The sequence below is a fragment of the Paenibacillus sp. NPDC057934 genome, assembly GCF_042887565.1.
In the GTDB taxonomy this organism is placed as follows: Bacteria; Bacillota; Bacilli; order Paenibacillales; family Paenibacillaceae; genus Paenibacillus_AQ.
In genome coordinates this window covers 38,541-64,792 of the sequence record NZ_JBHVPB010000007.1, presented here as the reverse complement: position 1 = coordinate 64,792, position 26,252 = coordinate 38,541, and the positions used below count along the sequence as shown (strand labels likewise).

Annotated in this window: 21 protein-coding genes; 16 read left to right on the top strand and 5 right to left on the bottom strand. The window is 49.6% G+C overall.

Annotated elements, in window-relative coordinates:
• The first annotated feature begins 134 nt into the window (after window positions 1-134).
• Together ACFVRY_RS17235 and ACFVRY_RS17230 are read left to right on the top strand one after the other, a co-directional pair.
• On the top strand, window positions 135-623 hold the full coding sequence (locus ACFVRY_RS17235) for a hypothetical protein (RefSeq protein ID WP_387501475.1): 489 nt from the start codon (window positions 135-137) through the stop codon (window positions 621-623).
• A 153-nt stretch (window positions 624-776) separates the two neighbouring features.
• On the top strand, window positions 777-1,031 hold the full coding sequence (locus ACFVRY_RS17230; RefSeq protein ID WP_387501474.1) for a CPCC family cysteine-rich protein: 255 nt from the start codon (window positions 777-779) through the stop codon (window positions 1,029-1,031).
• Window positions 1,032-1,552: 521 nt separating this feature from the next.
• Here ACFVRY_RS17230 and ACFVRY_RS17225 read toward each other — a convergent pair.
• The 3 genes from ACFVRY_RS17225 to ACFVRY_RS17215 all read right to left on the bottom strand — a co-directional run bounded on the left by ACFVRY_RS17225 (window position 1,553) and on the right by ACFVRY_RS17215 (window position 7,598).
• Window positions 1,553-4,198 (bottom strand): glycoside hydrolase family 3 protein, encoded by a 2,646-nt coding sequence (locus tag ACFVRY_RS17225; RefSeq protein ID WP_387501473.1) that lies wholly within the window; start codon window positions 4,196-4,198, stop codon window positions 1,553-1,555.
• 109 nt (window positions 4,199-4,307) lie between these two features.
• Window positions 4,308-5,189, bottom strand: coding sequence for a helix-turn-helix domain-containing protein (locus tag ACFVRY_RS17220; RefSeq protein ID WP_387501472.1), 882 nt, complete (start codon window positions 5,187-5,189; stop codon window positions 4,308-4,310).
• A 933-nt stretch (window positions 5,190-6,122) separates the two neighbouring features.
• Complete coding sequence (locus ACFVRY_RS17215) at window positions 6,123-7,598, bottom strand: protein adenylyltransferase SelO (RefSeq protein ID WP_387501471.1); 1,476 nt, start codon at window positions 7,596-7,598, stop codon at window positions 6,123-6,125.
• Between the two features lie 215 nt (window positions 7,599-7,813).
• On the opposite strand from ACFVRY_RS17215, the gene ACFVRY_RS17210 reads away from it, so the two are divergent.
• The 7 genes from ACFVRY_RS17210 (at window position 7,814) to uxaC (ending at window position 16,857) form a co-directional block, all read left to right on the top strand.
• Window positions 7,814-9,037, top strand: coding sequence for an enolase C-terminal domain-like protein (locus ACFVRY_RS17210; protein WP_387501470.1), 1,224 nt, complete (start codon window positions 7,814-7,816; stop codon window positions 9,035-9,037).
• Between the two features lie 83 nt (window positions 9,038-9,120).
• A complete protein-coding gene (locus ACFVRY_RS17205; RefSeq protein WP_387501469.1) occupies window positions 9,121-9,963 on the top strand; it encodes an NAD-dependent epimerase/dehydratase family protein in 843 nt (280 codons plus the stop codon).
• Between the two features lie 258 nt (window positions 9,964-10,221).
• Window positions 10,222-11,913 carry a carbohydrate-binding protein gene (locus ACFVRY_RS17200; protein WP_387501468.1) on the top strand — a complete coding sequence of 564 codons (1,692 nt, stop codon included), beginning with the start codon at window positions 10,222-10,224 and terminating at the stop codon, window positions 11,911-11,913.
• A gap of 100 nt (window positions 11,914-12,013) precedes the next feature.
• On the top strand, window positions 12,014-13,342 hold the full coding sequence (locus tag ACFVRY_RS17195) for a family 43 glycosylhydrolase (protein ID WP_387501467.1): 1,329 nt from the start codon (window positions 12,014-12,016) through the stop codon (window positions 13,340-13,342).
• Between the two features lie 214 nt (window positions 13,343-13,556).
• Window positions 13,557-14,270, top strand: a complete 714-nt coding sequence (locus ACFVRY_RS17190; RefSeq protein WP_387501466.1) for a GntR family transcriptional regulator — start codon at window positions 13,557-13,559, stop codon at window positions 14,268-14,270.
• A gap of 98 nt (window positions 14,271-14,368) precedes the next feature.
• Window positions 14,369-15,421: a mannonate dehydratase gene (locus tag ACFVRY_RS17185; RefSeq protein WP_387501465.1), complete on the top strand. Its 1,053-nt coding sequence runs from the start codon at window positions 14,369-14,371 to the stop codon at window positions 15,419-15,421.
• Between the two features lie 14 nt (window positions 15,422-15,435).
• Window positions 15,436-16,857, top strand: a complete 1,422-nt coding sequence (gene uxaC, locus ACFVRY_RS17180; protein WP_387501464.1) for a glucuronate isomerase — start codon at window positions 15,436-15,438, stop codon at window positions 16,855-16,857.
• A gap of 101 nt (window positions 16,858-16,958) precedes the next feature.
• On the opposite strand, the gene ACFVRY_RS17175 is transcribed toward uxaC, so the two are convergent.
• Window positions 16,959-17,678 carry a YebC/PmpR family DNA-binding transcriptional regulator gene (locus ACFVRY_RS17175; protein WP_387501463.1) on the bottom strand — a complete coding sequence of 240 codons (720 nt, stop codon included), beginning with the start codon at window positions 17,676-17,678 and terminating at the stop codon, window positions 16,959-16,961.
• 205 nt (window positions 17,679-17,883) lie between these two features.
• On the opposite strand from ACFVRY_RS17175, the gene ACFVRY_RS17170 reads away from it, so the two are divergent.
• Window positions 17,884-18,285 carry an RrF2 family transcriptional regulator gene (locus tag ACFVRY_RS17170; protein WP_387501462.1) on the top strand — a complete coding sequence of 134 codons (402 nt, stop codon included), beginning with the start codon at window positions 17,884-17,886 and terminating at the stop codon, window positions 18,283-18,285.
• 95 nt (window positions 18,286-18,380) lie between these two features.
• On the opposite strand, the gene fabV is transcribed toward ACFVRY_RS17170, so the two are convergent.
• The gene (fabV, locus tag ACFVRY_RS17165) at window positions 18,381-19,571 is read right to left on the bottom strand and encodes an enoyl-ACP reductase FabV (protein ID WP_387501461.1); all 1,191 of its coding nucleotides are present in this window, start codon (window positions 19,569-19,571) and stop codon (window positions 18,381-18,383) included.
• A 182-nt stretch (window positions 19,572-19,753) separates the two neighbouring features.
• Between fabV and ACFVRY_RS17160 the strand changes: the two genes are divergently transcribed.
• From ACFVRY_RS17160 to queA, 6 genes are all read left to right on the top strand, one after another.
• A complete protein-coding gene (locus ACFVRY_RS17160) occupies window positions 19,754-20,503 on the top strand; it encodes a BofC C-terminal domain-containing protein (protein WP_387501460.1) in 750 nt (249 codons plus the stop codon).
• A 394-nt stretch (window positions 20,504-20,897) separates the two neighbouring features.
• Complete coding sequence (gene ruvC / locus ACFVRY_RS17155) at window positions 20,898-21,401, top strand: crossover junction endodeoxyribonuclease RuvC (RefSeq protein WP_066365612.1); 504 nt, start codon at window positions 20,898-20,900, stop codon at window positions 21,399-21,401.
• On the top strand, window positions 21,398-22,015 hold the full coding sequence (gene ruvA / locus ACFVRY_RS17150) for a Holliday junction branch migration protein RuvA (protein WP_387501459.1): 618 nt from the start codon (window positions 21,398-21,400) through the stop codon (window positions 22,013-22,015). Before ruvC ends, ruvA begins: the two co-directional genes overlap by 4 nt.
• Before the next feature lie 46 nt (window positions 22,016-22,061).
• Entirely contained in the window at window positions 22,062-23,069 is a 1,008-nt protein-coding gene (gene ruvB / locus ACFVRY_RS17145; protein WP_387501458.1) for a Holliday junction branch migration DNA helicase RuvB, read from the top strand.
• A 33-nt stretch (window positions 23,070-23,102) separates the two neighbouring features.
• The gene (locus ACFVRY_RS17140) at window positions 23,103-25,208 is read left to right on the top strand and encodes a SpoIID/LytB domain-containing protein (RefSeq protein WP_387501457.1); all 2,106 of its coding nucleotides are present in this window, start codon (window positions 23,103-23,105) and stop codon (window positions 25,206-25,208) included.
• 9 nt (window positions 25,209-25,217) lie between these two features.
• Window positions 25,218-26,246 (top strand): tRNA preQ1(34) S-adenosylmethionine ribosyltransferase-isomerase QueA, encoded by a 1,029-nt coding sequence (gene queA, locus ACFVRY_RS17135; protein WP_387501456.1) that lies wholly within the window; start codon window positions 25,218-25,220, stop codon window positions 26,244-26,246.
• The last annotated feature ends 6 nt before the right edge of the window (window positions 26,247-26,252 follow it).

Here is a 26,252-nt window from a genome sequence, read left to right as displayed (position 1 = left end):
GCGGTCTTTCTATGCTCGGCGGATGCTGGCTGCTCATTTTATTGAACTAACGGGAAACGATAGTTCCAATATGTGCTAATATTAAAGGGCGGAGTCTGTCAACTGAAATGCGATGGATGAGATGATTTTATAAGTTGGGGGATGGCATGGTGGATATTGGATTCCTCACTCGCTGGGAGCATGAGCATAATGCTATACAAAGAACAATCGAGGGCTTCTGGAACACTTTTCGCAGCTGGAAAACTCAGGACAAAGACGGTTATCATGAATTGTTTCTAGGCAAATTAGATGAGGATTTTATTATTATCGATGTGCTATCAATTAGCTTAAAACAATACTATGATCGTGAAGGTGCCACCATCTTTTGCTCCCTTCGTTTACATTATCTGCATACGATGATCGGAACGTATGATATGGAATTTTTGTTAGATGGTGTAACGGCAGATGACTATTTATCATTTGAGGATAGAAATGCACTTCATCGATTACTGGCTATTGACAAGTATGCTTTGCGTTTTGCCCGAAAAGCATTAGCTGAAGGAATAGAAGAGAGTACAATTATGAAGATAACTGGGTTAGAAGCAGAATACATTTCCCTTTTGAAGAGGAAGTTATTAAGCTAACGTGAAACGATAGAGGAGCAGAATGCTGCGGCAGCTGCTCCTCTTGTTGTTCAACTATTGGGCAGATTACGTTAATCAATAGAATATGCAGAGTGGTGATATAAGTATTTCAAGGCACTTAGTCGAACTTAATTTTAGAAATGAGGCCTTAACATGAAGAGGTTAAAATGCCCCTGTTGCGAATATTTCACTGTAGAAAGTGATGATGAGGCAATTGTCGATATTTGTGAAGTGTGTTTTTGGCAGTATGATATTGTCGCACATAAATTTCCTGAAAGAAATATAGGTGCAAACCATGTTTCATTAAGTGAAGCTAGAGAAAATTTCAAAAAGTATGGTGCATGTAAGAAGGAATTTAAACATTTGGTAAGAGAGACGCTAAAAGAAGAACATCCTAAAAATAACTGACAATCAATCTTATATAGACAAAGAATGTTAAGCTAACGGGAAACGTTAGTTGAATGACACACATTGATGAGTAGGAGCTACGGTATCCTGCTTTTTTCATTGAACTAACTACGGATTTAGGAATAAGTTAATATTTAAACGATACATATATGCAAATATTCAAATAAGGAGAATATTACATTGATACTACTCAGAACAAAAAGAATCAAAATAATTGGCTTTTCTACCAATCTTTTGGACTCCCACTCTGCATTCCAGTCTAATGCTAAAAGTCATATAAATTATGAGCTGGCGTGTTATGAGGTTTCGAGGTGGTATGGGATTGTTGGTACCCCTGGTTTATTAAAACTAATTGATTCTTTAAATAACGGTGGAGATTTTAAAGATGTTTATAAAGGGACCGAAAGTAATTGAGTAATAAAGCTAACGGGAAACGATAGTTCAATATTACAGCGGCAGTCCAGGACTTTATTCTCTCGTCCATGGCTGCCGCTGTTTCTATGACTGGGGGCCGTCATATGCTAGACAACTATAAATTCACCTGAAACTGCGATGTCGGCAGAGCTGCGGCCGATCATTATCCGGAAGGTGCCGGGCTCGACGATCCACTCGAGATTCCGATTCAGCAAGCTTAAGTCCTTCGGCGCTAGTGTGAAGGAGAGTGTGTGTTGTTCCCCTGGCTGTAAGTGAATCCGCTGGAATCGCTTCAGTTCCTTCTCGGGCCGGGCAACAGAGCTGTGTACATCACAAATGTAGAGCTGAACGACTTCATCTCCGGCCAGGGTTCCAGTGTTGGTCACATTCAGAGTCACATGAAGATCCTCGTCGGGATGGATGGAGGCTGATCTGAAGTGCAGGCTGTCATACTTAAAGGTGGTGTAGCTTAGCCCGTGGCCGAAAGGATATAACGGCTGGTTGTCGCCGCCGACATAATGCTTTTGCCCGCCGCGTCTGCGATTGTAATATACCGGAATTTGGCCAAGGGCTTTCGGGAACGAGATCGGTAGGCGTCCCGCAGGATTGTAATCGCCGAACAGGACTTCGGCGATCGCATGACCGCCATTCTCGCCAGGGTACCAGGCTTCCAGAATGGCTGGAATATGCTCCGATTCCCAGCTAAGGGTGATCGGGCGGCCGTTCTGAAGCACGAGGATGACCGGTGTGCCGGTCTCATACACAGCCTTCAGAAGCTGAAGCTGTGTGCCCGGCAGATCCAGGCTAAGCCGGTCGATACCCTCTCCGCAGGTACGCTCGGAATCGCCGAGCGCGACTACAGCGATATCTGCTTGTGCAGCTGTAGCAGCAGCCTCTTGAATGAACTCTGCTGCATCATTCCAGCCCAGTAACACCTCGACGCCATTCGTATCTTTACAATATTCCACGCGCAGCGCATATTCCTGTCCAGCCTTCAGTGCTACCGGCACGTTTTGGCGGGCGCTGTGTCCCTGCCCCCAGCCATCAACAAGCAATTCTCCATCCAGCCACAGCCGCATGCTGTCCTGGCTGGAAAGACCGATATAACCTGTGAGATCATGCTGAGGAATAAGGCTGCCACTCCAGCGTACCGAGAAATCATGATTGCGGACGATTTCATCCGGCTTGGAAATCGCCCAATTGAAATGAATCGTCTTATCCGTCCGGGTTAGAACAGGGGATCCTTCCAGATCCGGATTATTGAAATATTCGCCCAATAATCCATTGGCACCGGAGCCGTGGGTGAAGTTTATCGGTGGAATAGGCTCCAATTCATCGTCCAGAATACTGCTGCCTTTAGCGTACAGCACTCGAGTCTTCGGACCTACAGCCGCTTTGATGCCGTCCAGCACTGTTACCGGTTCAAAACCTTCGATATAAGGGGTGTAGTCACCCAATCTGGCTGTATCCGCGCTTGGGCCAATAACCGCTATGGTGCGCAGGTTTTTGTCCAGCGGGAGAAGGTTTTGATCATTTTTCAATAGACAAATGCCCTCGCGAGCGGTCTGTAGTGATGTTTGAGCATGCGCTGTCTGGCGGATCACCGTCTTGCTCAGATCCTCATCCGTATAAGGATTTTCGAATAGTCCGAGCATGAACTTCACTTTGAGTACTCGCCCGGCTGCTGTATCTACGGTATCCAAGGCGATACCTCCACTGGTGACAAGCTCTATAATAGACTCTTGATAGACATCATGTGGGTAATCGTAATACTGCATGTCAGTTCCGGCTACCAGTGCCTGACGAATCGCTTCCTTCTCGGTGCTGGCCGTATAATGGGCATGCTGGAGGCGGGCAATCGCTCCCAGGTCTGATCTTACGAAGCCGGGCATATTCCAAGCTCCACGTAGGATCTCTGTAAGCAAGCTATAATCTGCCGAGCAGGGAACGCCGTCAATGGAATTGTAGGAACACATAGCATTGATCGCACCGCCTTCCACAAAAGCAGCCTCAAAGACAGGCATATGAAAGGTATGCATATCGTTAGCTCCAATAGAGGCCGGGGAATGGTTCAGCCCAGACTCAGGAATGCCATGTACGGCAAAATGCTTCGGCTCGGCAACGATATTCCGCCCGGAAGCCAGGTCGTCCCCCTGCAGTCCCTTGATCATGGCAACTGCCATCCGGGAGGCCAGATAGGTGTCTTCGCCATAAGTTTCCTCCACACGTCCCCAGCGGGGCTCGCGGGCGAGATCCAGCACCGGACCAAAGGTCTCGTGAATACCGAGGCTGCGAGTTTCGGCAGCAATCTCACTCCCCAGTTGTTTTACAAGTTCGGGATTCCATGTGGAAGCCATGGTGATCGCATGCGGATACACGGTACAACCGGGACGTAGCAGCCCATGCAGTGCTTCCTCGCTAAACAGGATCGGGATACCAAGCCGGGTCTGCTCCACAGCGTATTTTTGGATCGCGTTGTTGACTTTGGTAGTACCGTAAAGGTCGTGCAGACAGCCGATGCCATCTTCGCCAATCAACTCCCCAATCTTCTCCCAGAGAATTTCGGAGTCATCAGCCATAACGGTATGCATCTGCGGATGAGTTGCGCTCATAAAAGAAGCCCCGAAGTATTGGTCCAACTGGCGGACCTTTTCCTTCAGTGTCATACGTTGCAGTAAATCTTCCACCCGCTTCTCTATCGGAAGCTCCGGGTTTCGGTAAGGTGCATTTGAATGCTCTGTGGATATGCTCACTGTAAATTACCTCCTTGTACAATCTAAAGTGCATTGCGGCTGAGCCTTGTTTCTTTGAATTATAAAAAAAAGACCCTGACTTTACCTGTCAGGGATTGATGATCACTTGTCATATTTTGCTGCGATAGAGGGTGGGTGTGCATCCGTTCACTTTTTTAAAGACACGGTTGAAGGTCTCGATGCTGTTGAATCCTGCTCTGTAAGCCACCTCAGTAATGCTCATGTCACTTCCAAGCAGCAGTTGTCCGGCATGTTTCGCCCGAAAGGCGTTGATATAATCAACAAAGGTGAAGCCGGTAGCGTCTTTAAACAGCCGGGTGAAATGATAAATACTGTAGCCGGCAATATCTGCTGCTTGCTTGAGTGTCAGCTCGCTTCCGGGATGATTTTCGATATGGTTCAGTACGCCTTCCAGCCGATCGAGTTGTTCCAGTCGGATTTTGCGCTTGGCTAGTGCCTCTTTGCTGTAGATCTCCCGGGGAACCTGGCGAAGGAGCAGTGCCATCAGATCATGCATACGGGCATTGATGACCAGTTCGAAGCCGTCACTTTGGCCTTCCCATTCACGCTGAATGTCGAGGATCAGTCTTTCGAGCTCCCCATGCAGCGCTATCTGCCGGGTATTGATCTGTTCATTGGTGACGGCAGGGCCGAGATGGGGCTGAACTATTTTCTGGTTGAAAATAAGGTCGCCCCAAGCTCCAAACGGCAGCTTATCCAGTTGAAGAATAATCTTCTCGCATCCGTTCGGATTGGCGTAATTTTGATGCACCTCGCAGGAATTAATCAGCAGAATATCTCTTGTCCGCAGCGTGTAGATCTCCCCGCCGATGCCGATCTGCATGCCCTCTCCAAGGATGTATACCATCTCAAGCTCCTTGTGCCAATGGGCCGGATAGCCTTCCTCCAGCGAACTAATAATGATATTGAGGGGCTGGCTTGTTTTGTGGCGGATCTTCTCATGCCATGCCCGTATGGATGGTGGGGCCACGTGAACTGCCTCCTTCACTCCTTATTTAATGCTTTTCATTAAACAGGGCAATATCGAGTACACAAGTTATAAGTTCGTTCTCATAGATAATGTTTAAGTTTGGTTCAATACTGTTTGGGATTCTACAGCTCAAGCATTCCATTTACAGTAGCACTCCGTTCTAATATTAGAGACCAGGTTTGATAGTATTTAAAACGAACTGAAGATACGAACGTAAGGGTAAGGGATCAATCGTCACTACGGTGGAATGTTTGGACTTCAGATTGAGGTTGAAATCTGGTGACAGCCTGTGCTGATGGGTGCGATCTTTCCTGCGAAAAGTTTTCAGGCGAGTGCTACCGTTCCTACAGTTTCAAACTTCCGCCTTTACTTCTTCTCGTATCCCAATTTGTAAATAACGGCATTTTTGTACCCTAAATATTCTGCAGCTAAGGGTTTATGGAAATTAAGTGCAATATTGTACCTTAAATCTTCCATAATGCCTTTTTTCAGCGTGCTTTATCGAAAATAAGATACAAAAACGCCTCTATTCCCCTTATTTACCTATATTAAAGGAAATTAAGGTACAAAAACGCTTTTAGTTGGCGAAGTGAATCCTTTTTCACTGTTCATGATAAGGAGGATGGGGGATTTACGTCCTAAAGCCCTCGCTTCCGATGCGCTTCTTCAACTGTCTCCGCCGCCTCCGGGGATAATTCCACCCGGTATCCGTTAATAGCAACCAGAATAACGCCTAGTTTTCTGTTTGGATTATCAGCTTTTTTATTTGATGTTTAATTTCACTCAATACAATTAGTATATCTTTTCCACTACACGTGTGCATTGGAATTTGAGCATCTATAAACAAACGCTTAGCTTCAATAGACAAAAAAGGCCGTTTTCTTATAGAAAGGCGGCCTTTTGTTTAATCCTATGTTTTTCTAAAAAGTAAAATCAGGTCCCGCAGTATGTTCGGTAAGGAAGCTCTGATGGATCAGCCGGTCTGCAGTACTTGGCTTGCTCCGGCGTATGGGCAAAAGGATCAGAAAGGGTTTCAAGAAGCTGTGTCATGACAGAATAGTCACCACGCGTCACGGCAGCTTCCAAAGCTTCTTCTACTCTGTGATTGCGGGGAATGACTGCCGGATTAGTCTTTCGCATCAGCTCCTGGGAAGCAGCGTCTGATTCCGGTTGTCTGCTTTTTCTTGCGTTCCACCGCTCAACCCATTCCGCAAACTCCGCTGTATCAGATAATACGGTATCTTCCAGCTTGTTGTTAGTCAGTGCCAAAAAGGTATTGGTGTAGTCTGCACCCTGCTTCTGCATCATCCCCAGCAAATCTTCGATCAGCGCCTCATCCTGAGACTCTTCATTAAAGAAGCCCAGCTTCGCTCTCATACCAGATAGCCAATGCTTATCAAACAGTACAGCGAATTGGGAAATGGCTTCTTCCCCAAGTTTAACGGCTTGCTCTGCATCTTCATGCAGCAGCGGAAGTAGCGTTTCGGCAAATCTGGCCAGATCCCATGCGGCAATATTGGGTTGGTTGCCAAAGGCATAGCGGCCACCGGTGTCAATAGAGCTGAATACGGTGCCGAGATCATAAGTATCCAAGAAGGCGCAAGGGCCATAGTCAATAGTTTCGCCGCTAAGAGCTATGTTGTCTGTGTTCATAACCCCGTGGATAAAGCCGACAAGCTGCCATTGCGCAATTAATGAGGCCTGTCGTTGAATGATCGCTTGAAGCAGAGCGAGATACCGGTTCTCTTCCTTTTCGGCTTCAGGGTAGTGTCTATGCAAGGTATAGTCAGCCAATGTGCGGAGATCTTCAATCGTGCCCCATTTTGCAACATATTGAAAGGTACCCACGCGCAGATAGCTGGCAGCAATCCGGGTCAGAACAGCACCTGGCAGCTCGGATTCACGGGTGATATTCTGTCCGGTCGCTACAACCGCCAAACTTCGTGTCGTCGGAATACCTAGTCCGTACATGGCTTCACTGATGATATATTCACGCAGCATCGGTCCGAGTGCGGCCCGCCCGTCTCCTGCGCGGGAGTAGGGAGTTTGGCCGGAGCCTTTAAGCTGAATATCAAATCGTTCCCCGGAAGGGGTAATCTGTTCCCCAAGGAGGAGTGCCCGTCCATCGCCTAGCATGTTGAAACGTCCGAATTGATGTCCGGCGTACGCTTGTGCTAGCGGTGAGGAACCTTCAGGTACCTCATTGCCGGCGAGTTCCGCCAGCCCGTCACTGCTCTCCAGATATTCGGAGTTCAAGCCTAAGGATGAGGCCAGAGTATGATTCACAATGGCCAATTTAGGGTCTCGTACAGGGGTTGGATGCTGTCTGGTAAAAAGCATTTCTGGAAGAGCGGCATAACTGTTATCGAAATTCCATCCGGTTATTTGTACTGCTTTTTTCTCTGCCATTATAGCGCCTTCTCCCCTGAGTATTAGTTTTGGTAATTACTTAAAGAGTGATCTATTTACTTTGAATTTTAACATACAACGAATTCCCAGGTAAAGCCAGAGGGCTGGTTACAGTAGAAAGATAGAAATGGGATGGAAAGTTTAATATTGCCCCGTTTGGATGTACGGAAGATTGCATTAAAATAGACACGACACAAAAGAGGGATGGTGATCTGATGGCAAAAATTACACGTATCGAATGCATCCGCACCAGACATGATGGAAGCTGGACGATTGTGAAGGTATCCACGGATCAGGACGGTCTATATGGACTGGGCTCCGCCTCTGATCTCTATAATCCTGAGGCAGTGGTGCAGGTCATTGAGCAATTGCTGGGTCCGTTGCTAGTTGGGCGAGAGGCTTCCAATATAGAAGACTTGTGGCATCTGATGCATATGAGCGGGTACTGGCGAAACGGGGCAATCCTCAATACCGCTATTGGCGGAATTGATATGGCCTTGTGGGATATCAAGGGCAAGGAAGCAAACCTCCCGGTCTATCAGCTGCTCGGCGGAGCCTGCCGGTCGGCAGTACCATGCTACGGACATGCTGGAGGTGCGGATATCAACGAGCTTAAGGAGGATGTCCAGCGTTTTATAGAAGAAGGCTATACGGTGATTCGTGTTCAAATGGGCGGTTACGGCGGCGGGGGCTTTGTTAGCGGCAAGGAAGCGAAGCTACCACGCGAGTCGTGGAGCAGTGGTCCTGTATTTGATGAGCATACGTATCTGAATACCATCCCGGAAATGTTCGAGAAGCTGCGTGTGGAATTCGGCACAGGGATTCAATACACGCATGATGTGCATGAGCATCTGTCCCCGATTCATGCCATTCAATTGTCGAAACGGCTGGAGCCCTACGGATTGTTCTTCCTGGAAGATGCCCTTCCACCGGAACAGATCGGTTGGTATCGGCAACTGCGCCAGCAGAGTGCGACGCCGCAGGCGGTGGGAGAGTTGTTCGTGAATCCGCAGGAATGGACCGGGCTGATTCAGGAAAAGTTGATTGATTTCATCCGGGTTCGAGTATCCAAGGCTGGCGGAATCAGTGCCTGCCGGAAGATTGCTACACTTGGTGAGGCCTACGGTGTCCGCACAGCTTGGCAAGAAGGCGGGGAGAATGATCCCGTCAATCAGGCGGCTGCAGTTCATCTGGATATGGCACTTTGGAACTTCGGTATTCAAGAGGTTAACCATTTCAGAGATCACGAACTGGAGGCTTTTCCCGGACACATTATCAGAGAAGGCGGATATCTGTACCCATCGAGTAAACCAGGACTGGGCCTTGATCTGGATGAAGTGAAAGCGAAGGGATTGCTGGGAGATTCATGGAATGTGAGTCGATATCACCGTCCGTATCCACTGGACCGCAAAGCCGACGGAACATTGGTACGTCCGTAAACAAGTACAGCAAATTACACAGCAGAACGAAGTACAGTGAATGACCTTAGATATTCAAACACAGTAAAAGGAGGGTTGGAAAAATGAAAACCATTGCGGTTACAGGCGGAGGCGGCAAGCTTGGATCACAGGTCATCAGTAAGCTGCAGCAGCAAAACTACGATGTAGTATCGCTGGACAATCACTTGTCAGACCGGATTCAATGCAGGCAGATCAAGGTGGATCTCAATGATTTTGGACAGGTAGTGGGGGGACTTGCTGGAGTGGATGCCATCATCCATTTGGCTGCGATTCCTGCGCCGATCCATTTTCCTCATGCCTATATTTTCGCCAATAATACGGTTGCTGGTTATCATGTGCTAGAGGCAGCTTCCTTATTGGGCATTCAGAAAGTGGTGATGGGTTCCAGTGAATCGTCGTATGGATTTGCTTGGGCGCCCCAGCCATTCTCGCCGGATTATTTTCCGGTGGATGAGGGGCACCCTCAGCAGCCGCAGGAGTGTTATGGCCTCTCCAAGGTTGTTAACGAGTTGACTGCTGAGATGTTCCACGGGAGAACCGGGATGCAAGTAATCTCGCTGCGGTACTCGATGATTGTCGGCCCAGGAGAGTATCGACATATGGCTACGGCCAAGCCTGAGACCTTTAAGCAAATTTTGTGGAGTTATATTGATATTAGAGATGCGGTAGATGCTAGTCTGGCAGCCCTTCATACGGATTATGCCGGAACGATACACCTGAACATTACCGGCAACGATACGTTAAGTGAATGGAAGACGCAAAAGCTGCTAGAGACCTTTTACCCCGGTGTGGATGATCTGCGGGCGCCTTTTCAGAATAGAGAAGCTATTGTCAGTAACAGTCTGGCGCAGAAGGTTCTAGCTTGGCGTCCTAAACATTCCTGGAGTGATGAGGAACTAGAGTAGCACTCGTCCAGTTTCTTTTGTAATTCCCTGTTTTGTTTATGATCGTCACATGGAGTCTAATAGTGGGAAAGGGTATGCTGTAACTGATAAACCACCTATTTTTGCAAGAAAATCCTGATAGGCCCAAAGAGGAGGCGCAGTGGAGGTAAATAACGCCCGCAAGAATATTTCAGAATGTGAATCCGTTTTCTTTCAAAGCTTGTCTCAGACCTTATTTGGACAGTAATTAGCAGGCAACCCAAAGAACAGGAGGATCTTATGCTAAATTTTGTGCAAAAAAACAAGAGGTTATTGGCTTTTGCAAGCGCGGCTTTATTGATTCTTACGGTGTGTATTTCCTTTGCTCCTTCCGTCGTCTCGGCGGCTTCGGCGTTTAATCAAACGGCCGCTTCCGGTTACAACAGCCAATCAGGAGTTCAATTGGAGAATTCCACCGAGGGTGGGCAGAATGTTGCTTTTATCGACAATGGGGATTATATCGTCTTCAACAATGTTGATTTTGGAAGCGGTGCCAATTCAATAGATGTTAGAGTTGCTAGCAACAACAGCGGCGGAAATATTGAGGTTCGTCTGGACAGTCTTACCGGAACGCTCGTGGGAACCGTTGCTGTACCGGGTACCGGGGGCTGGCAGTCCTGGGTAACGAAGTCCGGTGCGATTAGCGGTGCCAGTGGTGTGCATACGCTCTATCTTAAATTCACCGGTGGCAGCGGGAATTTATTCAACCTGCTCTGGTTCAAGTTCAACGCGGGCTCCACGGGTGGTGGCGGCGGGGATGTGGTAGGTAAGCTGTATGCAGGATATCAGGGCTGGTTCAACGCAACTGGTGACGGTTCGCCAAATGGCGGCTGGGTGCACTGGTCCAAGAACAGTAGTGCCCCGTCAACCAACGGGAATGTGAACTTTGAGCTGTACCCGGATCTCCGTGAATACTCCAAGCTATATCAGACCAGTCTGGCTAATCTCGGCAACGGTACGCCAGCCAAGCTGTTCTCTTCCTATGATCAGGAGACGGTTAACAAGCATTTTGAATGGATGCAGAGTTACAATATCGACGGCGCGGCATTGCAGCGGTTCGGCGCTGAAGAGAGCGATACGCCTAACAACTGGAAGACCAACCGTGACAGCGTAGCTGTCAAAGTGAAGAACGCGGCTGAGTTCTACAACCGAAAATTCTACGTTATGTATGACATTACCGGTATGAATGCTAGCAACTGGGTTAATGCAGTCAAGCATGACTGGACGACTAACATCGTCAACAACATGCACCTGCCTTCATCCTCAGCCTATGCGAAGCAGAACGGCAAGACGGTTGTCTGTATCTGGGGCATCGGCTTTACCGACCGTCCGGGTACTGCAGCAGAGGCAGCGGATCTGATCGGCTGGTTCAAAAACCAGGGTATTTACGTCATCGGCGGCGTGCCTACCTACTGGAGAACCGGGAACAATGACTCCAGATCCGACTTTCTGAACGTGTACAAATCGCTAGATATGATCTCGCCGTGGTCCGTGGGACGCTTCGGTATGGATGGAGTGGATAACTTCAAGAACAATCAGCTTCAGCCGGACCTGACCTTTACCCAGCAGAATGGAATCGACTATCAGCCGGTAATGTCACCGGGATTCGCGTGGTCCAATATGACTGGCCAGCAGAAAAATCAGATTCCGCGTGCGCATGGTGATTACATGTGGAAGCAAGCTTACAACATTAAGAGCTTGGGCATCAACACCGGTTATGTCGCTATGTTCGACGAATATGACGAGGGTACTGCCATCGCCAAAGCCGCAGAGAACAGCTCGATGATTCCGACCAATCAATACTTCCTGACGCTTGATGCCGATGGTGTGGCGGTATCCGCGGATTTCTATCTCAGGCTGAGTGGCGACATCAACCGTTTGCTCAAAGGACAGATCCCATTAACGGCGAATCATCCTACGAGCCATCAGTAAGTGAATAACAAGGCCTTCGTGGATGGTAGATTTGCATGGCGAAGGCCTTAGTAAGAAACCAATATTTTATGCAAAAAGCATATCTTCAGGAGGACTTATTATGACCACTGGCAATCAAGGCTTACAAACTAGGCGGCAAAAGACAACATCCCTGAACCCGGCGATTACTTCCATCTATACGGCAGATCCGTCGGCCCATGTATGGAATGATGGCAAAATCTATATTTACGCATCCCATGATATGGACCCGGCCAGAGGCTGTGATCTCATGGACAGATATCATGTATTCTCCTCGGAGGATATGGTCCACTGGGTGGATGAAGGTGAAATCCTTAGCTCGGACGATGTGTCCTGGGGTCGACCGGAGGGCGGGTTTATGTGGGCTCCCGACTGCGCATACAAGAACGGAACCTATTACTTCTACTATCCGCACCCGAGCGATTCGAACTGGAACGATTCATGGAAGATCGGAGTTGCCACCAGTGACAAGCCGGCAAGCGAATTTACCGATCAGGGTTATGTTCCAGGTCTTGGCGGGTTTGCCTTGATTGACCCGTGTGTGCTCGTGGACGACGACAATAGCGCCTACATGTATTACGGGGGAGGCAGTGTCTGCTTGGGCGGAGAGCTTAATGAGGATATGATATCCCTGAAAGACGGGATGAAGGAAATGGAAGGGTTAGAGGATTTTCATGAAGCGGCTTGGGTTTTTAAAAGAAACGGCCTCTACTACCTGACCTATGCGGACAATCTCGAAGATCACAATCGTATGAGATACGCGACCAGCGAGAACCCGCTTGGACCGTGGACGTACAGGGGCATTTTCCTGGAGCCGACCGGCTGCTCTACAACTCATGGTTCGGTGGTGGAATTCAAAGGACAATGGTATCTGTTCTATCATAATCAGGCAATTTCCGGGCAAGGCAATTTGCGCAGCGTGTGTATCGACTATCTGGATTTCAATGAAGATGGTTCCATCAAGACCGTTGTTCAGACCCTGGAAGGCGTATCATCTGTTGGTCCGGCTCCGGCGGTCAATCCTCAGCAGAAGTCGTATCCGGCAGCGAAGAGTAAGGTGTTCGGCGGTGCTGAAATTCGCAAACTGGAATCAGGTCAGAGCGTGGTGACTGATCTGGAGCATGAAGGCTCCTACGTGCTGTTTGAAAATGTGGATGGAGGCGAGGGCGGCAGATCATCCGTCGAGCTTCATTATGCCACCGGTGAACGTCTGGCCAAATTGCAGCTGACCGTCAACGAGAAGAACTATTCCTTACTGAATGCTCTGTCTACGGGTGGGCCGCAGGAGTTTGGAGGAGTTACTGATATCACCGTTCACTTGCAGCCAGGAGAAGCCAATACAATCAAGCTCTCGGGCGGACATAGCGCAATTAGCCTTGAACGCATCACGGTCAGCCCGCTGAAGGATTAAGGGAGACGAATTTCAATATTTGCTGCAAGCCCCACAGGAGATCCTCTTGCGGGGCTTTTTTGAATGTAAGCATGAACCCGCAATGAGAACAGTTGACTAGAATCTGCGAAGATTTGCTATAATGATGTACTGAGTCTTTTAGCCAGATCGGCTTAAGAGGTTATAGGGTACTGATCCGTACAGGTTGGTGTAGATGAAGGAGTGTTGTGTGCTGATGATGAAGATATCCCCAAGAGTAGCTGGAGAGAACAATAAAGATTATTCCTATAGAGTTATCCGTGAAAATATGATGTCGCTCACCCTGACCCCGGGACAGGTCATCAGCGAGATTGATCTTGCCGATGCGCTGCAGATTTCCCGTACACCGATCAGAGAAGTGCTGGCGAAGCTGAAGGAGGAGCATCTGATAGATGTGGTTCCGCAGGTTGGCACCTATGTGTCCAAAATCAAGGGCCATCTGATTGAAGAGGCTGCTTTTATGCGTTTTACGCTGGAAAAAGAGGTCCTGCTCCGCTCCTGTCAGTCGTTCCCGGCAGAGGCATTGCTAGAGCTTAAGAAGAATGTCGGGCTGCAGGAGCTGCTGATCGACAAGAAGGGCAAGGAGCTTGATTTTCATCACCTGGATACGGAATTTCATGGGATCATCTATCGGGGCAATCAGCTCGAGAATGTGTGGAAATCCATCACCCGTCTGAGTACTCACTACAATCGCATCAGACTGCTCTCGGAAAGGGAGCATAGTTTCGAAGAGGCAGTAGCGCAGCATCGCCAGATGGTGGGGCTTATTGAGCAGGGTCAGACCGATGTGATCGAACATGCCGTCGAACAGCATATCCTCGCGCCGATGAACCAATGGGAGGAATTGTACCGGGCGGATAGCCGTTTTGCAGATTATTTTGACGTGGGTTCAGGGATCTCTGTATCTTGAACTATTATTAGCTGGAGGGCATTTATCATATTGCTCCCCCTTATCTTGTATGCTAGTATACAAGTATTCAAGTTCGTGAATAAGGAGGCCAATAAGAAATGGAAATGTCGTTCCGCTGGTATGGGGAAGAGGACCCGGTCAAGCTGGAGTATATTGCTCAGATTCCGGGGATGAAAGGCATTGTCACCGCAATCTATGATGTGCCTGTGGGTGAAGTGTGGCCGATGGAGAAAATTACGGCTCTGAAGGAAAGAGTCGAGTCTGTGGGTCTGGCGATATCGGTTATTGAAAGCGTTCCCGTACATGAGGATATCAAACTGGGACTGCCTACGCGTGACCGTTACATTGAGAATTACAAGGAGACTATCCGCAATTTGGGCCGGGCGGGTATTCCTGTGATCTGCTATAACTTTATGCCGGTGTTTGACTGGACACGTTCGGATCTGTCCTTCGAGTTGCCGGATGGCTCCACGACTCTGATCTATGAGGAAGAAATCATCCGCAGAATGGACCCGAAGCTGGGTGAACTAGCGTTGCCGGGCTGGGATACTTCTTACGGAGAAGGCGGACTTGGGAAGGTTCTGGATCAGTATGAAGAGATGAATGAAGAGAAGCTGTGGGAGCATCTTGGCTATTTTATTGAAGGGATTCTACCCGTTGCCGTAGAAAGTCAGGTTAAAATGGCCATTCACCCGGACGATCCGCCATGGTCCATCTTCGGCCTGCCGCGCATCATCACGAACAAGGCTAATCTTGAACGGTTCCTGAACCTGTACGATTCCCCGTATCACGGGCTGACGTTATGCTCTGGCTCCTTAGGCTGTGATCCAAATAATGATTTTGTCGATATGGTTAAGTATTTCGGCGGGGTCAAGAACCGGGTGCATTTTGCTCATCTGCGGAATATCAAGATCACGGGCGAGAAGTCCTTCCACGAGTCCGGGCATCTGTCCGAATGGGGATCGCTGGATTTCTATGAGATTGTTAAGGCTTACGTCGAGTATGGCTTTGACGGGCCGTTCCGGTCGGATCATGGGCGCATGATCTGGGGAGAGACGGGAAGAGCAGGGTACGGATTATATGACCGGGCGCTTGGCGCCGTCTACATCAACGGCTTGGCCGAAGCGGTCAAGAAGTCGTTACATTCCTGAAAGGAGAGCGGACGATGACATCTTTCATTCATGAGGATTTTCTGCTGCAATCGGAGACGGCCCGGAGACTGTACCATGAGTATGCGAAGGATCTGCCCATCATCGATTACCACTGCCATCTGGACCCCAAAGCGATTGCGGAGAACGCACGTTTTGACAGTATTACAGACATCTGGCTGGGTGGGGATCACTACAAATGGCGTGCTTTAAGAACGTATGGTGTCGAGGAGAAATATATCACCGGAGATGCTTCTTCTGAAGAGAAATTCGCCAAATGGAGCGAGGTGCTGCCTTTTACCATTGGAAACCCGTTGTTTCACTGGTCGGCCCTGGAGCTAAAAACCTACTTTGGTGTGGACGATTTGTTGACCGCGGACAATTGGGAGGAAATCTACAGGAAGTGCAATGAGGTCATCGCTCAACCTGATTTCACCACTCAAGAGCTGATTACCCGTTCCAATGTAAAATGGATCTGCACCACAGATGACCCGGCAGATGATTTGCGCTATCACCGTCAAATTGCAGAGCAGAAGGATTTCAAAACCGCCGTCACGCCTACCTTCCGGCCGGATAAAGCACTGCAAATCGGTTCACACGGCTTCCTGGAATATGTGGGGGTGCTGGAACAAGCAGTGGGGTATCCTATTCAGTCCTATACGTTAATTGAAAAATCCTTACTGGAGCGTATAGCATATTTCAACCGGTTCGGCTGTATGATCTCCGATCATGGCTTTACCCACTTGCCGTATGCCGAGGCTTCGGCTGAGGAACTGGAGTCTATTTTCTCCAAACGTTTGCAAGGTGAGTCTCTGAGTAATCTGGAGTGTGACCAATATGCTACTTCGCTGTTTCTGGCTATGGGCCGGAAATATGCCGAGTTCGACTGGGCCATGCAGCTGCACATTGGCGCGATCCGTAATCCTAATACCAGGATGTTCCGGCAATTAGGACCTGACACCGGGTTCGACACAATAGGCGACAACAACTATGCCGATAATCTCTACAGATTGCTGGATGGATTGGAACAGAGTAATGAATTGCCGAAAACTATTCTGTACAACCTGAACCCGGTCCATAATGATGTACTGGCTGCGATGATCGGGTCGTTCCAGCAGAGCGGCATCCGAGGCAAAATCCAGTTCGGCTCCGGCTGGTGGTACAACGACCAGAAGGACGGGATGACCAAACAGCTGACGGCTTTGTCCAATCTGGGTCAGCTCAGTTGCTTTGTCGGTATGCTTACTGACTCGCGCTCCTTCCTCTCGTATACACGTCATGAATACTTCCGCCGTATCCTGTGCAACATCCTGGGAGGCTGGGTAGAGAACGGCGAAGTGCCGAATGACATCCTGTTCCTGGGCCGCATTGTCGAGGATATTTGCTACAACAATGCCAATGCCTACTTCGGGTTGGAGGGGCATGCTTTAAAGAAATAGATGATGACTATTAAGTAGTACGCACTACCATGTGTATAAAAAACAGGCTAAGGAACCACCGTTCAGCGGTTTCTTAGCCTGTTGTAATGTACAGTTTGATTCTATTCCTCGGAATCCACGTTATGATACACTTGCTGAACATCATCGAGGTCTTCCAGCGCGTCAATCATTTTGCTGAATTGAGCCTCGGCATCGGCCGGCAGCTCGATATAGTTCTGGGCCAGCATCGTGATCTCAGCAACCGTAAATTCCGTAATGCCTGCTTCCTTCAGTGCGGTTTGCACGGCGTGGAATTGGTCAGGAGCAGCATATACGATTACAGCTTCCTCTTCTTCCAGGATATCGCGGGCATCAACGTCGGCTTCCATCAGCAGCTCCAGGACTTCCTCAGCGGTTTTGCCCGTCAGACCAATGACCGCTGTTTCATCAAACATATAGTTAACGGAACCAGCTACTCCAAGGTTGCCACCGTTCTTGCTGAACGCTGCTCGCACTTCGGAAGCGGTGCGGTTCACGTTATTGGTCAGTGCATCGACAATGACCATGGAGCCGTTCGGACCAAAGCCTTCATAGCGAAGCTCGTCATAGTTCTCGTCGGAGCCGCCTTTGGCTTTTTCAATCGCACGGTCAATTATGGCTTTGGGAACATTATAGGTCTTGGCACGCTCAAGGACGAATTTCAGGGCCTGATTGGATTCAGGGTCCGGCTCGCCTTGTTTGGCTACTACATAAATTTCGCGGCCAAATCTAGCATATATACGACTTGTATTGGCATCCTTGGATGCTTTTTTCTCTTTAATATTATTCCACTTACGTCCCATAGTTTTCGCTCTCTTTCAACATTGAATGTGCATCACTATCTTTTATTATATCTCTTTCAGGGGGGCATGATCAAATATTCTGTGTCGATTAGGGGCAAAAAAATTCAATAAATTAGGACCTGACTTAGCAAAACTGCCCCTCATGTTGACCCCTTGCTGATTCGGCGTTATTATAGATGAACAAAGTCTGTAATTGAGGTGTTACATGAAATACTCAAAAGCTACCAATTACGCGCTGCATACGATGCTGTTTATGATGGCGGCTGGTACGGATAAACCCGTGGGCGTTCAACAGCTTGCAGAAAGACAAGGTGTGTCCCCTACGTATCTGTCCAAAATCTTGACAAAGCTCGTTAAGGGCGGTCTCATCGAATCCGCTTCCGGAGCGAACGGAGGCTATCGTCTCAAGCGCAAGAAGGAAGATATCTCTTTCCTTGACGTGATTCATGCGATTGAAGGCACGGCTTCCTTGTTCGAATGCAGTCTCGACCATTCTTCGGAATGCCTGATTCAGCAGGTGATGGTAGAGGGGGAGCAGAAGATGGAGCAGCATTTGCAGAATCAAAAGCTATCCACGTTGGCTGAGAAAATAACGGTCGTTCTATAAAAAGCAAGTGCCGACAACGGTACTTGTTTTAGATTTCTTCATTAAAAAGAGTCCAGCCTGATTACCCAGGCTGGACTCTTAATTTTTTTAGCGGATTAATATGAATTTGGAAGCTCTACAGCAGGATCTGACTCAGCGTCATAATCCACGCCTTCGGTCTGGAAACCGAACAGGTTAAAGAAATCCTCACGGTAGCCTTCCAGATCAGCAAGCTCTGACACATTGGCGGTCTCCAGCTTGTTCCACCGGTCCATAACTTCCTTCTGCACATCTTCACGCATTTCCCAATCGTCAATGCGGATCAGCGTGCTACCATCGGCAGTTGCTGGGCCTTCACCATACAAGCGGTCGGAGAACAGGCGATAGATCTGCTCGATGCAGTTCTCGTGAATTCCTTTTTCCTTCATTACTTTGTACAGTGCCGAAATGTAAAGCGGGACAACAGGAATAGCGGAGCTAGATTGAGTGACCAGTGCTTTATTTACGGATACGAAGGCACGACCGCCTTTAGTTCCGAGTTGCTCATTCAGCTTGACTGCTGTTTGCTCCAGATCATTTTTGGCCTTACCGATAGTTCCTTCACGGTAAATAGCGTGAGTAACTTCCGGTCCAATGTAGGAGTATGCAACGGTGGTGGCGCCGTCGGCCAGGACACCGGCTTTCGACAGCTCATCAATCCACATGCTCCAGTCCTCGCCACCCATAACAGCAATCGTCTGACGAACCTCTTCCTCTGTAGCTGGTTCGATGGTTGTATCGGATACTTCGCCGGTATGGAAGTTCATAGTCTTGTTGCTATATGCTGTGCCGATTGGCTTAATTACCGAGGAGAAGGTCTCTCCAGTAACCGGATGCGTGCGACGCGGGGAAGCCACACTATAAATAACAAGGTCTACGTTCGTGAATTCGTTTTTGATCAGCTCAATGGTTTTTTCCTTGATTTCATTGGAGAAGGCATCGCCGACAATGCTGAAGGACTTCAGACCAAGCTCGTTGGCTTGCTCTTCAAAGGCTGCTGAGTTGTACCAGCCTGCGGAGGCTGTACGTGAGCCTTCTGCCGGTCTGTCGAAGAAGACTCCGATCGTATTGGCACCTGCACCAAAAGCTGCGGCAACCCGCGAGGCTAGGCCATAACCGGTCGAAGCGCCGATGACCAGCACGTTGGCTGGGCCGGAGATTTTCTTCTGGGACTGTACATATTTGATTTGCTTCTCTATTTGCTTGGCGCATCCTTCAGGATGGGCTGTTGTACATATAAAACCGCGTGTTTTTGGTTGGATGATCATCAAGGAATTCCCCTTTGTAAATAAATTTAAGCCTGCAATCAATCAGTAAGAGTATAGCAAACAATATTTAGTAATTCAAAGCATTTGCACAGTGTGTCATCCACAGTCATGCATAAAGGCTCCCTCTACAGGTCACAATAGGAAAAAACCAGAATGAAGGGATTAACGTGAATGCTTCTCGTTTGAAAAAACAGCTTTGGCGTAGATGGAGACGTTGGAAAAAGGCATTGTGGGTAGGAGCGGCCTGTGTCGCTATAACGATATTAGCGTGGCGTGGAATGCAGCTTCCTGGCGAAATAAGTGAACTGCTGGAGGAGCCATCCGCTTCTGTGGAGGATTCTTTGGAGCGTCTGCGCGGCACGGTTGAGAACGGGGAACATTCCGGAGAGGAGCCGGTAACGGCAGTTTTTCGGGAAGGAGATGACGATGAAGAGGGGGGCTATAGTCCGCGGCGCGAGCAAGTTCTCCAAACGATACAGCAGAGCGGACTCAGCAGGACGGTTCATCTGAAGGTTAGCTATGTATCCGGTGAGGAAATTCAGAATCTACCCGGTCAGATGAACCCGGCCCAGCTTCAGGAACTGATCGCCAAGCATCCTTCCTGGGAGGCCAGAATCAGTGCTGCCGGAGATCTATGGTTGGAAAAGAGAATCGCGGACCTGTCACCAGCCGTCAAGAAAGAAGCCTATTTTGGCGTAGACGAGCATGGGAACTTGACACTGTTCAAGGGTCCTCCAGGGCAGGATGAGGTTCTGAAGACTTTTTTTCAAATGGATATGGGTTCCATGAAATCCTCTTTGCCTGAGGACATCTGGAGGCAGTTGCAGGAAGGCATCCGGGTGCAGGACATTGAAGAGTACAATAGTGTGCTGTCCACGTTCAGTGACTACGCGCGGGATAATTCCGAGCAGGTCATGCAAAATAAGGAATAAGCCGGAGCTTGTTTTCTCGCGGAGTTGATAATAGAAAGTACTGGATTGAGGCCTGGGGTGATACCCGCAGGTCTTTTTTGCTGTTTATTTGTGACTCTTTCTCATTAATCAGACCTTGACGATATGAAGGAGCACAGCGGAAGAACCCTCTGAACGTGTAGCCTCTGCACGGACAAGTGCTGATTTTACTGTTGAGCCTTATTTTACTTTTTTTTCGCGACATACACCCCTGTGTATAGGGCCAAAAGACCCCTTTTCTGGGAGCAGGGAAACTTTCTCCTCACCGGGGAGTCTATTTTTGCTATAATGGTTAGAAGGAATACATATGTTCGCTTTAGTGCTGGAGCCGAGGGACGGAGCCCGGCTTCTTATTGACCATAGAGGAGAGAGAAGTGTGCGCATATTAGGAATTGACCCGGGGCTGGCGATTGTCGGCTTCGGCTTTGTGGACAAGGAAGGCCATAAGGTGACGCCTGTGCAATATGGCTGTATCCAGACGGAGGCCCATACCCCGGAAGAAGAGCGGCTGCTGCATGTCTACGAGGGTATTGTTCAGCTTATGGAGAAATACAAGCCAGATGCGGTGGCACTGGAGAAGCTGTTTTTCGCTCGTAACGTAACCACTGCACTGCCAGTCGCGCAGGCTCGCGGGGTTATGGTCCTGGCAGCGATTCAACGTGGGCTCCCTATAGCGGAATATACGCCGATGCAGGTTAAGCAAGCAATTGTCGGCTACGGCAAAGCGGAGAAGCGCCAGGTGCAGGAGATGGTGAAGATGTTCCTAAAGCTGACCGCCATTCCCAAGCCCGATGACGTGGCGGATGCGTTAGCCGTTGCCGTATGTCATGCTCACTCTTACAGTCTTAATTCCAAATTAAATGAGGTATTGCGAAAATGATAGATTTCTTAAGAGGTCCGGTTGTACACCTTGAATCCGAATACGTAGTGCTGGATGTGCAGGGGGTGGGATACCGTGTGTTCTGTCCGAATCCCTATGCTTTTGCCAAGACGGAGGGCCCTGTAATGGTCTTTATCCATTATGTGACCCGTGAGGATGCCACGTTGTTATTTGGTTTCTCTACCCGTGAAGAGCAGAGGCTATTCCGCAAGCTTATTGAAGTATCTGGTATTGGCCCGCGTGTGGCGCTTGGTATTCTGACAGGCGGAACCCCGGATCAGCTGATCTCGGCGATCTACCAGGAGAATATTACATTCCTGACGAAGCTGCCGGGAATCGGGAAGAAGACAGCCCAGCGAATGATCCTTGATCTGAAGGATAAGCTGGATGGACTTAGCGTGGCTTCTATGCAGACAGGCCTCTTTGCAGTTCCGCAGGAAGAAGGCAGCGATGCCCTGCCGTGGGATGAAGCTAGAGACGGCTTGAAGGCGCTTGGCTATACCGAGAGCGAGTTGGACCGTGTGTGGTTAGCCCTGAAGAAAGAGGGAGCCGATATAGGAAGTGTCGATGTATTGATGAAAAAGGCGCTGAAGCTGCTGTACGTGGCGAAGTAAAACCTGCCTGCGGGCATCTTTATAAAGAACTGGAAGTGATGAGAGAATGGATGACCGGATCATATCTGCTAATCTGATGATGGAAGAACAGGCTGTGGAACTGAGCTTACGCCCTCGCTATTTGGCTGAATACATCGGACAGAATCAGGTCAAAGAGAACCTGAAGATTTATATTGAGGCGGCCAAGATGAGAAACGAGGCGCTGGACCATGTGCTGCTCTATGGCCCGCCGGGCCTTGGTAAGACGACGCTGGCGAACATTATCGCTAACGAGCTCGGTGTGAACTTGCGGACGACCTCGGGACCAGCGATTGAGCGGCCGGGAGATCTGGCGGCGTTGCTGACCAACCTGCAGGAGGGCGATGTGCTATTCATTGATGAGATTCATCGCCTGCATCGCACGGTGGAGGAAGTTATGTATCCAGCTATGGAGGACTTTGCGCTCGATATTATGATCGGCAAAGGGCCGAGTGCGCGTTCCGTACGCCTGGACCTGCCTCCGTTCACGCTGATTGGCGCGACGACGCGGGCAGGACTGCTGTCTGCGCCGCTGCGTGACCGCTTCGGCGTGGTCAGCCGGCTCGAATTCTATTCCATCGATGAGCTCAGCTTCATCGTCTCCCGTAATGCGGATCTGCTGGGCATTGAGATTCAGGGCGACGCCGCTGAAGAAGTGGCGCTGCGGGCACGCGGAACACCACGGATTGCCAACCGTTTGCTTAAGCGCGTCCGTGATTTTGCCCAGGTGCGCGGCGACGGAATAATTACACCTGACATTGCGGCTGAAGCCCTTCGTATGCTTCAGGTCGACCCGCGTGGGCTGGACAGCATTGACCATAAGATGATTCACTCCATGATTACGAGTTTCCGCGGCGGTCCTGTAGGACTGGATACCATAGCTGCTACTATTGGAGAAGAAAGCCAGACCATAGAGGATGTATATGAGCCTTACCTGCTGCAGATTGGCTTTCTGCAACGGACGCCACGCGGCAGGATTGTCACGCCGGCTGCCTATCATCATTTGGGTATTCCGCTCCCTTCGGAGCAATCATGAGTTTTTAATTCCCTGTATGAAGGAGGATGCTGAATGAAGTATGGAAGATGGGGATTCTCAGCGCTGAAGGTGCTGGGCCGGGGAATGCTGGTGTCAGCGCTGGCTGCAGGAAGCTTCCTGATCCCTGCCGGGAGCAGTGAGGCTGCGCCCGGTGCAACGATTCGTGTAGCACTGTATGCCGATATTGGCAGCAAATATAAATCTACTGTGGCGGCAGCAACGCTACAGTCAGACCAAAGTTTTAATCTTGTGACCTCGCAAGGAGGTGGGGCACCGCTCGCGACTGTTCCGGCCAAGAGTAGTATTCGTGTCAGCCTGGATGGCTTTCGGGTGAAAGTGCTGGAAACCCCGTCTTGGCAGGCGGCAGCCGATGCCGCCAAGAAACTGCAAGCTACTTCAGACAAGCCTCAGCTATTTGTGGTGACGAGAAATGGGTCCAGCCTGTACCAGCTTTACACAGGAGTATATGCCAGTGAAAATGCAGCGAAGGATGGATTATCCAGAGTAACCAAAGCTGGATTGTCCATTCCGCCGGGGCAGACACCGGCAGTGACCGGCACCAAGCATTTGTCTGCAGGTTCCTTTGCGACACAGGATGAGGCTGATGCAGTGATTGTTAGTTTGGCAGCAGCGGGATTTGATGCCTGGCCGGTATTGTCTTCAGCTCAAGACGGCAGCTCACGGGTCGAGGTCTGGGTTGGAGAAGCTGTAAATGATACGAATCTGGCGGCGTTAGCTGCTGCGGTGAATGTGGCGCTGCCGCAGATTACGCTGTCCACCGGTGCAGTCTCAACAGCCGGATTGATCGTGCGTAGTGATGCGGGGCTGGATCTTACTAATGCGGGACAAGTTCCCCACTATGTTGTATACGGTAACGGAGCCAAATTCCTTGCTGCCGGCAATGATGCTGGCATCCAGCTTGTTGAGCGCTCCAAACGTGTGTACCGAGGTAATCTGGAGCTTAGTGGGTTGAACGGATCACTTGCGGTGATTAATGAAGTGTCACTGGAGCAATATTTGTATGCTGTTGTTGGCGGAGAAGTCTCTTCAAGCTGGCCGGAAGAGGCCCTCAAGGCACAGGCTGTCGCAGCCCGCAGCTATGCTCTGGCTCAAGGCAACAAATTTGACGTGGCGAATGTGGTGGACACCACACTGAGCCAGGTATACAACGGAATTGGGGCTGAGGCACCATCCATTACCAAAGCTGTGGATGCTACCGCTGGTGAAGTGTTGAAGAGCGGCGCGCAGATTGTAGAAGCCTTGTTCTCCTCCAACAGCGGCGGTGTAACGGCGGATCCTTCAGAGGTGTGGGGGAACGCCAGTGACGTGTTTGTCAGTGTGCCGAGCAAGGAAGATGTTGCATCTACAGCTTCCAAACAGTGGTATTATGTTCTGCTGTCTAATGGAACCGCTGGATATGCCCGGGAAGACAATATCAAATTCACGGGCAGCAAAACATTAGCCGGACTTGATTTGGCTACAGCAACCACGAAGGACGTGAACATTCGTCCCTTGCCGGTCATCCAAAGTGATGCCAATCCAGTGGGCAAGCTGAACCCAGGAGATAGCGCTGTGGTGCTGGACAAGGTGTATGAATCCGGTAGCTACTCTTGGGTGAAGGGTCCTTATTCTTCGGTAGATTTGTTGAAGAGCCTGCAAGGCAAGACAAGCAATGCGCTTCCTTCTTCAATCATCAGCCTTCAGGTTACCCAGCGCGGCCCTTCGGGCAGAGCTACTGAGGTGAAGGCCAATGGGGAGATTCTGAAGGTGAAATATCCGGATCTGTTCCGTTCGGCATTCAATGGGCTGCCTAGTACATTGTTTGATATTGTGCCAACTGGCAGTTATACTGTACTAGGCGCTGACGGCTCAGTTTCTACCGTTGGTAGTGGAAGCAATGTTGGTGTTCTTTCCGCAAATGGCAAAGTAACGTCCTCCGCCAGCGGTACGGTGGTTATGGGTAGCGATGCCAAAGCTAGAGTAGTTACTGGCGGATCGGGCTTCCTGTTCATCGGCCAAGGCTATGGCCACGGTCTGGGCATGTCCCAGTGGGGCGTGAAGGGGATGGCTGACAGCGGGTATGATTACAAGCAAATATTGCAACACTATTATCGTAACGTTACTATAGTTAAGGAATGAAGACGCACAATGAATGTAGAAGATTATGATTTTAATCTGCCTGAAGAGCTGATTGCCCAGACTCCGCTGCTTGACCGTAGTGCCTCGCGGCTGCTGCTGGTCAACAGGGAGACAGGTGAGACAGATCACCGGCATTTTAGCGATATGATCGAATATTTACAGCCAGGAGATACACTGGTCCTGAATGACACCAGAGTCATCCCGGCCCGTCTGTTCGGTGTTAAGGAAGACACTGGGGCGAAGGCAGAAGTGCTTCTTCTGAAGAACCTAGGGGAGGATCGCTGGGAAGCACTGGTGAAGCCTGGCAAGAAGCTGAAGAGCGGTGCAGTTATCGTATTCAGTGATGAACTGCGGGCGGTAGTGGAAGACGAGTCTGACATGGGCGGGCGGACACTACACTTCATTTATAAAGGGATCTTTCAGGAGATTCTCGACAGACTAGGAATGATGCCGCTCCCACCGTATATCAAGGAGACACTGGATGACCGCGAGCGGTATCAGACGGTGTATGCCCGGCATGAAGGCTCGGCGGCTGCGCCAACAGCAGGACTACATTTTACCACTAGCTTGTTGGAGCAAATTGCGGCCAAAGGGGTATCCATTGCCTATATTACGCTGCATGTTGGTCTGGGCACGTTCCGGCCGATGTCTGTAGAGAAGGTCGAGGAACATGTCATGCATGCCGAGTATTTCGTCATGTCGCAGGAGACAGCAGATACACTTAATGCTGCCCGGGAGCGCGGGGGACGAATTATTGCTGTAGGTACGACCTCTTGCCGTACACTGGAGACAGTTGGGCGGCAGTGTCAGGGTGGACCGCTCGCGGCATGCAGCGGATGGACAGATATTTTCATTTATCCAGGTTATCCATTCAATGTCGTTAATGCACTAATCACGAACTTTCACCTCCCTAAATCAACACTGGTGATGTTGGTCAGCGCATTGGCAGGTCGTGAACATATTCTGGCCGCCTATGAAGAGGCGATTGCCGAGAAATACCGGTTTTTCAGTTTTGGAGACGCGATGTTTATTTATTAAGTAAGA

Excerpts from the sequence above, each read along its gene's own strand:
- ACFVRY_RS17230 (WP_387501474.1), top strand. The coding sequence starts at position 777 with ATGAAGAGGTTAAAATGCCCCTGTTGCGAATATTTCACTGTAGAAAGT.
- ACFVRY_RS17215 (WP_387501471.1), bottom strand. The coding sequence starts at position 7,598 with ATGGCAGAGAAAAAAGCAGTACAAATAACCGGATGGAATTTCGATAAC.
- ACFVRY_RS17210 (WP_387501470.1), top strand. The coding sequence starts at position 7,814 with ATGGCAAAAATTACACGTATCGAATGCATCCGCACCAGACATGATGGA.
- ACFVRY_RS17205 (WP_387501469.1), top strand. The coding sequence starts at position 9,121 with ATGAAAACCATTGCGGTTACAGGCGGAGGCGGCAAGCTTGGATCACAG.
- ACFVRY_RS17200 (WP_387501468.1), top strand. The coding sequence starts at position 10,222 with ATGCTAAATTTTGTGCAAAAAAACAAGAGGTTATTGGCTTTTGCAAGC.
- ACFVRY_RS17195 (WP_387501467.1), top strand. The coding sequence starts at position 12,014 with ATGACCACTGGCAATCAAGGCTTACAAACTAGGCGGCAAAAGACAACA.
- ACFVRY_RS17190 (WP_387501466.1), top strand. The coding sequence starts at position 13,557 with ATGATGAAGATATCCCCAAGAGTAGCTGGAGAGAACAATAAAGATTAT.
- ACFVRY_RS17185 (WP_387501465.1), top strand. The coding sequence starts at position 14,369 with ATGGAAATGTCGTTCCGCTGGTATGGGGAAGAGGACCCGGTCAAGCTG.
- uxaC (WP_387501464.1), top strand. The coding sequence starts at position 15,436 with ATGACATCTTTCATTCATGAGGATTTTCTGCTGCAATCGGAGACGGCC.
- ACFVRY_RS17175 (WP_387501463.1), bottom strand. The coding sequence starts at position 17,678 with ATGGGACGTAAGTGGAATAATATTAAAGAGAAAAAAGCATCCAAGGAT.
- ACFVRY_RS17170 (WP_387501462.1), top strand. The coding sequence starts at position 17,884 with ATGAAATACTCAAAAGCTACCAATTACGCGCTGCATACGATGCTGTTT.
- fabV (WP_387501461.1), bottom strand. The coding sequence starts at position 19,571 with ATGATCATCCAACCAAAAACACGCGGTTTTATATGTACAACAGCCCAT.
- ruvA (WP_387501459.1), top strand. The coding sequence starts at position 21,398 with ATGATAGATTTCTTAAGAGGTCCGGTTGTACACCTTGAATCCGAATAC.
- ruvB (WP_387501458.1), top strand. The coding sequence starts at position 22,062 with ATGGATGACCGGATCATATCTGCTAATCTGATGATGGAAGAACAGGCT.
- ACFVRY_RS17140 (WP_387501457.1), top strand. The coding sequence starts at position 23,103 with ATGAAGTATGGAAGATGGGGATTCTCAGCGCTGAAGGTGCTGGGCCGG.
- queA (WP_387501456.1), top strand. The coding sequence starts at position 25,218 with ATGAATGTAGAAGATTATGATTTTAATCTGCCTGAAGAGCTGATTGCC.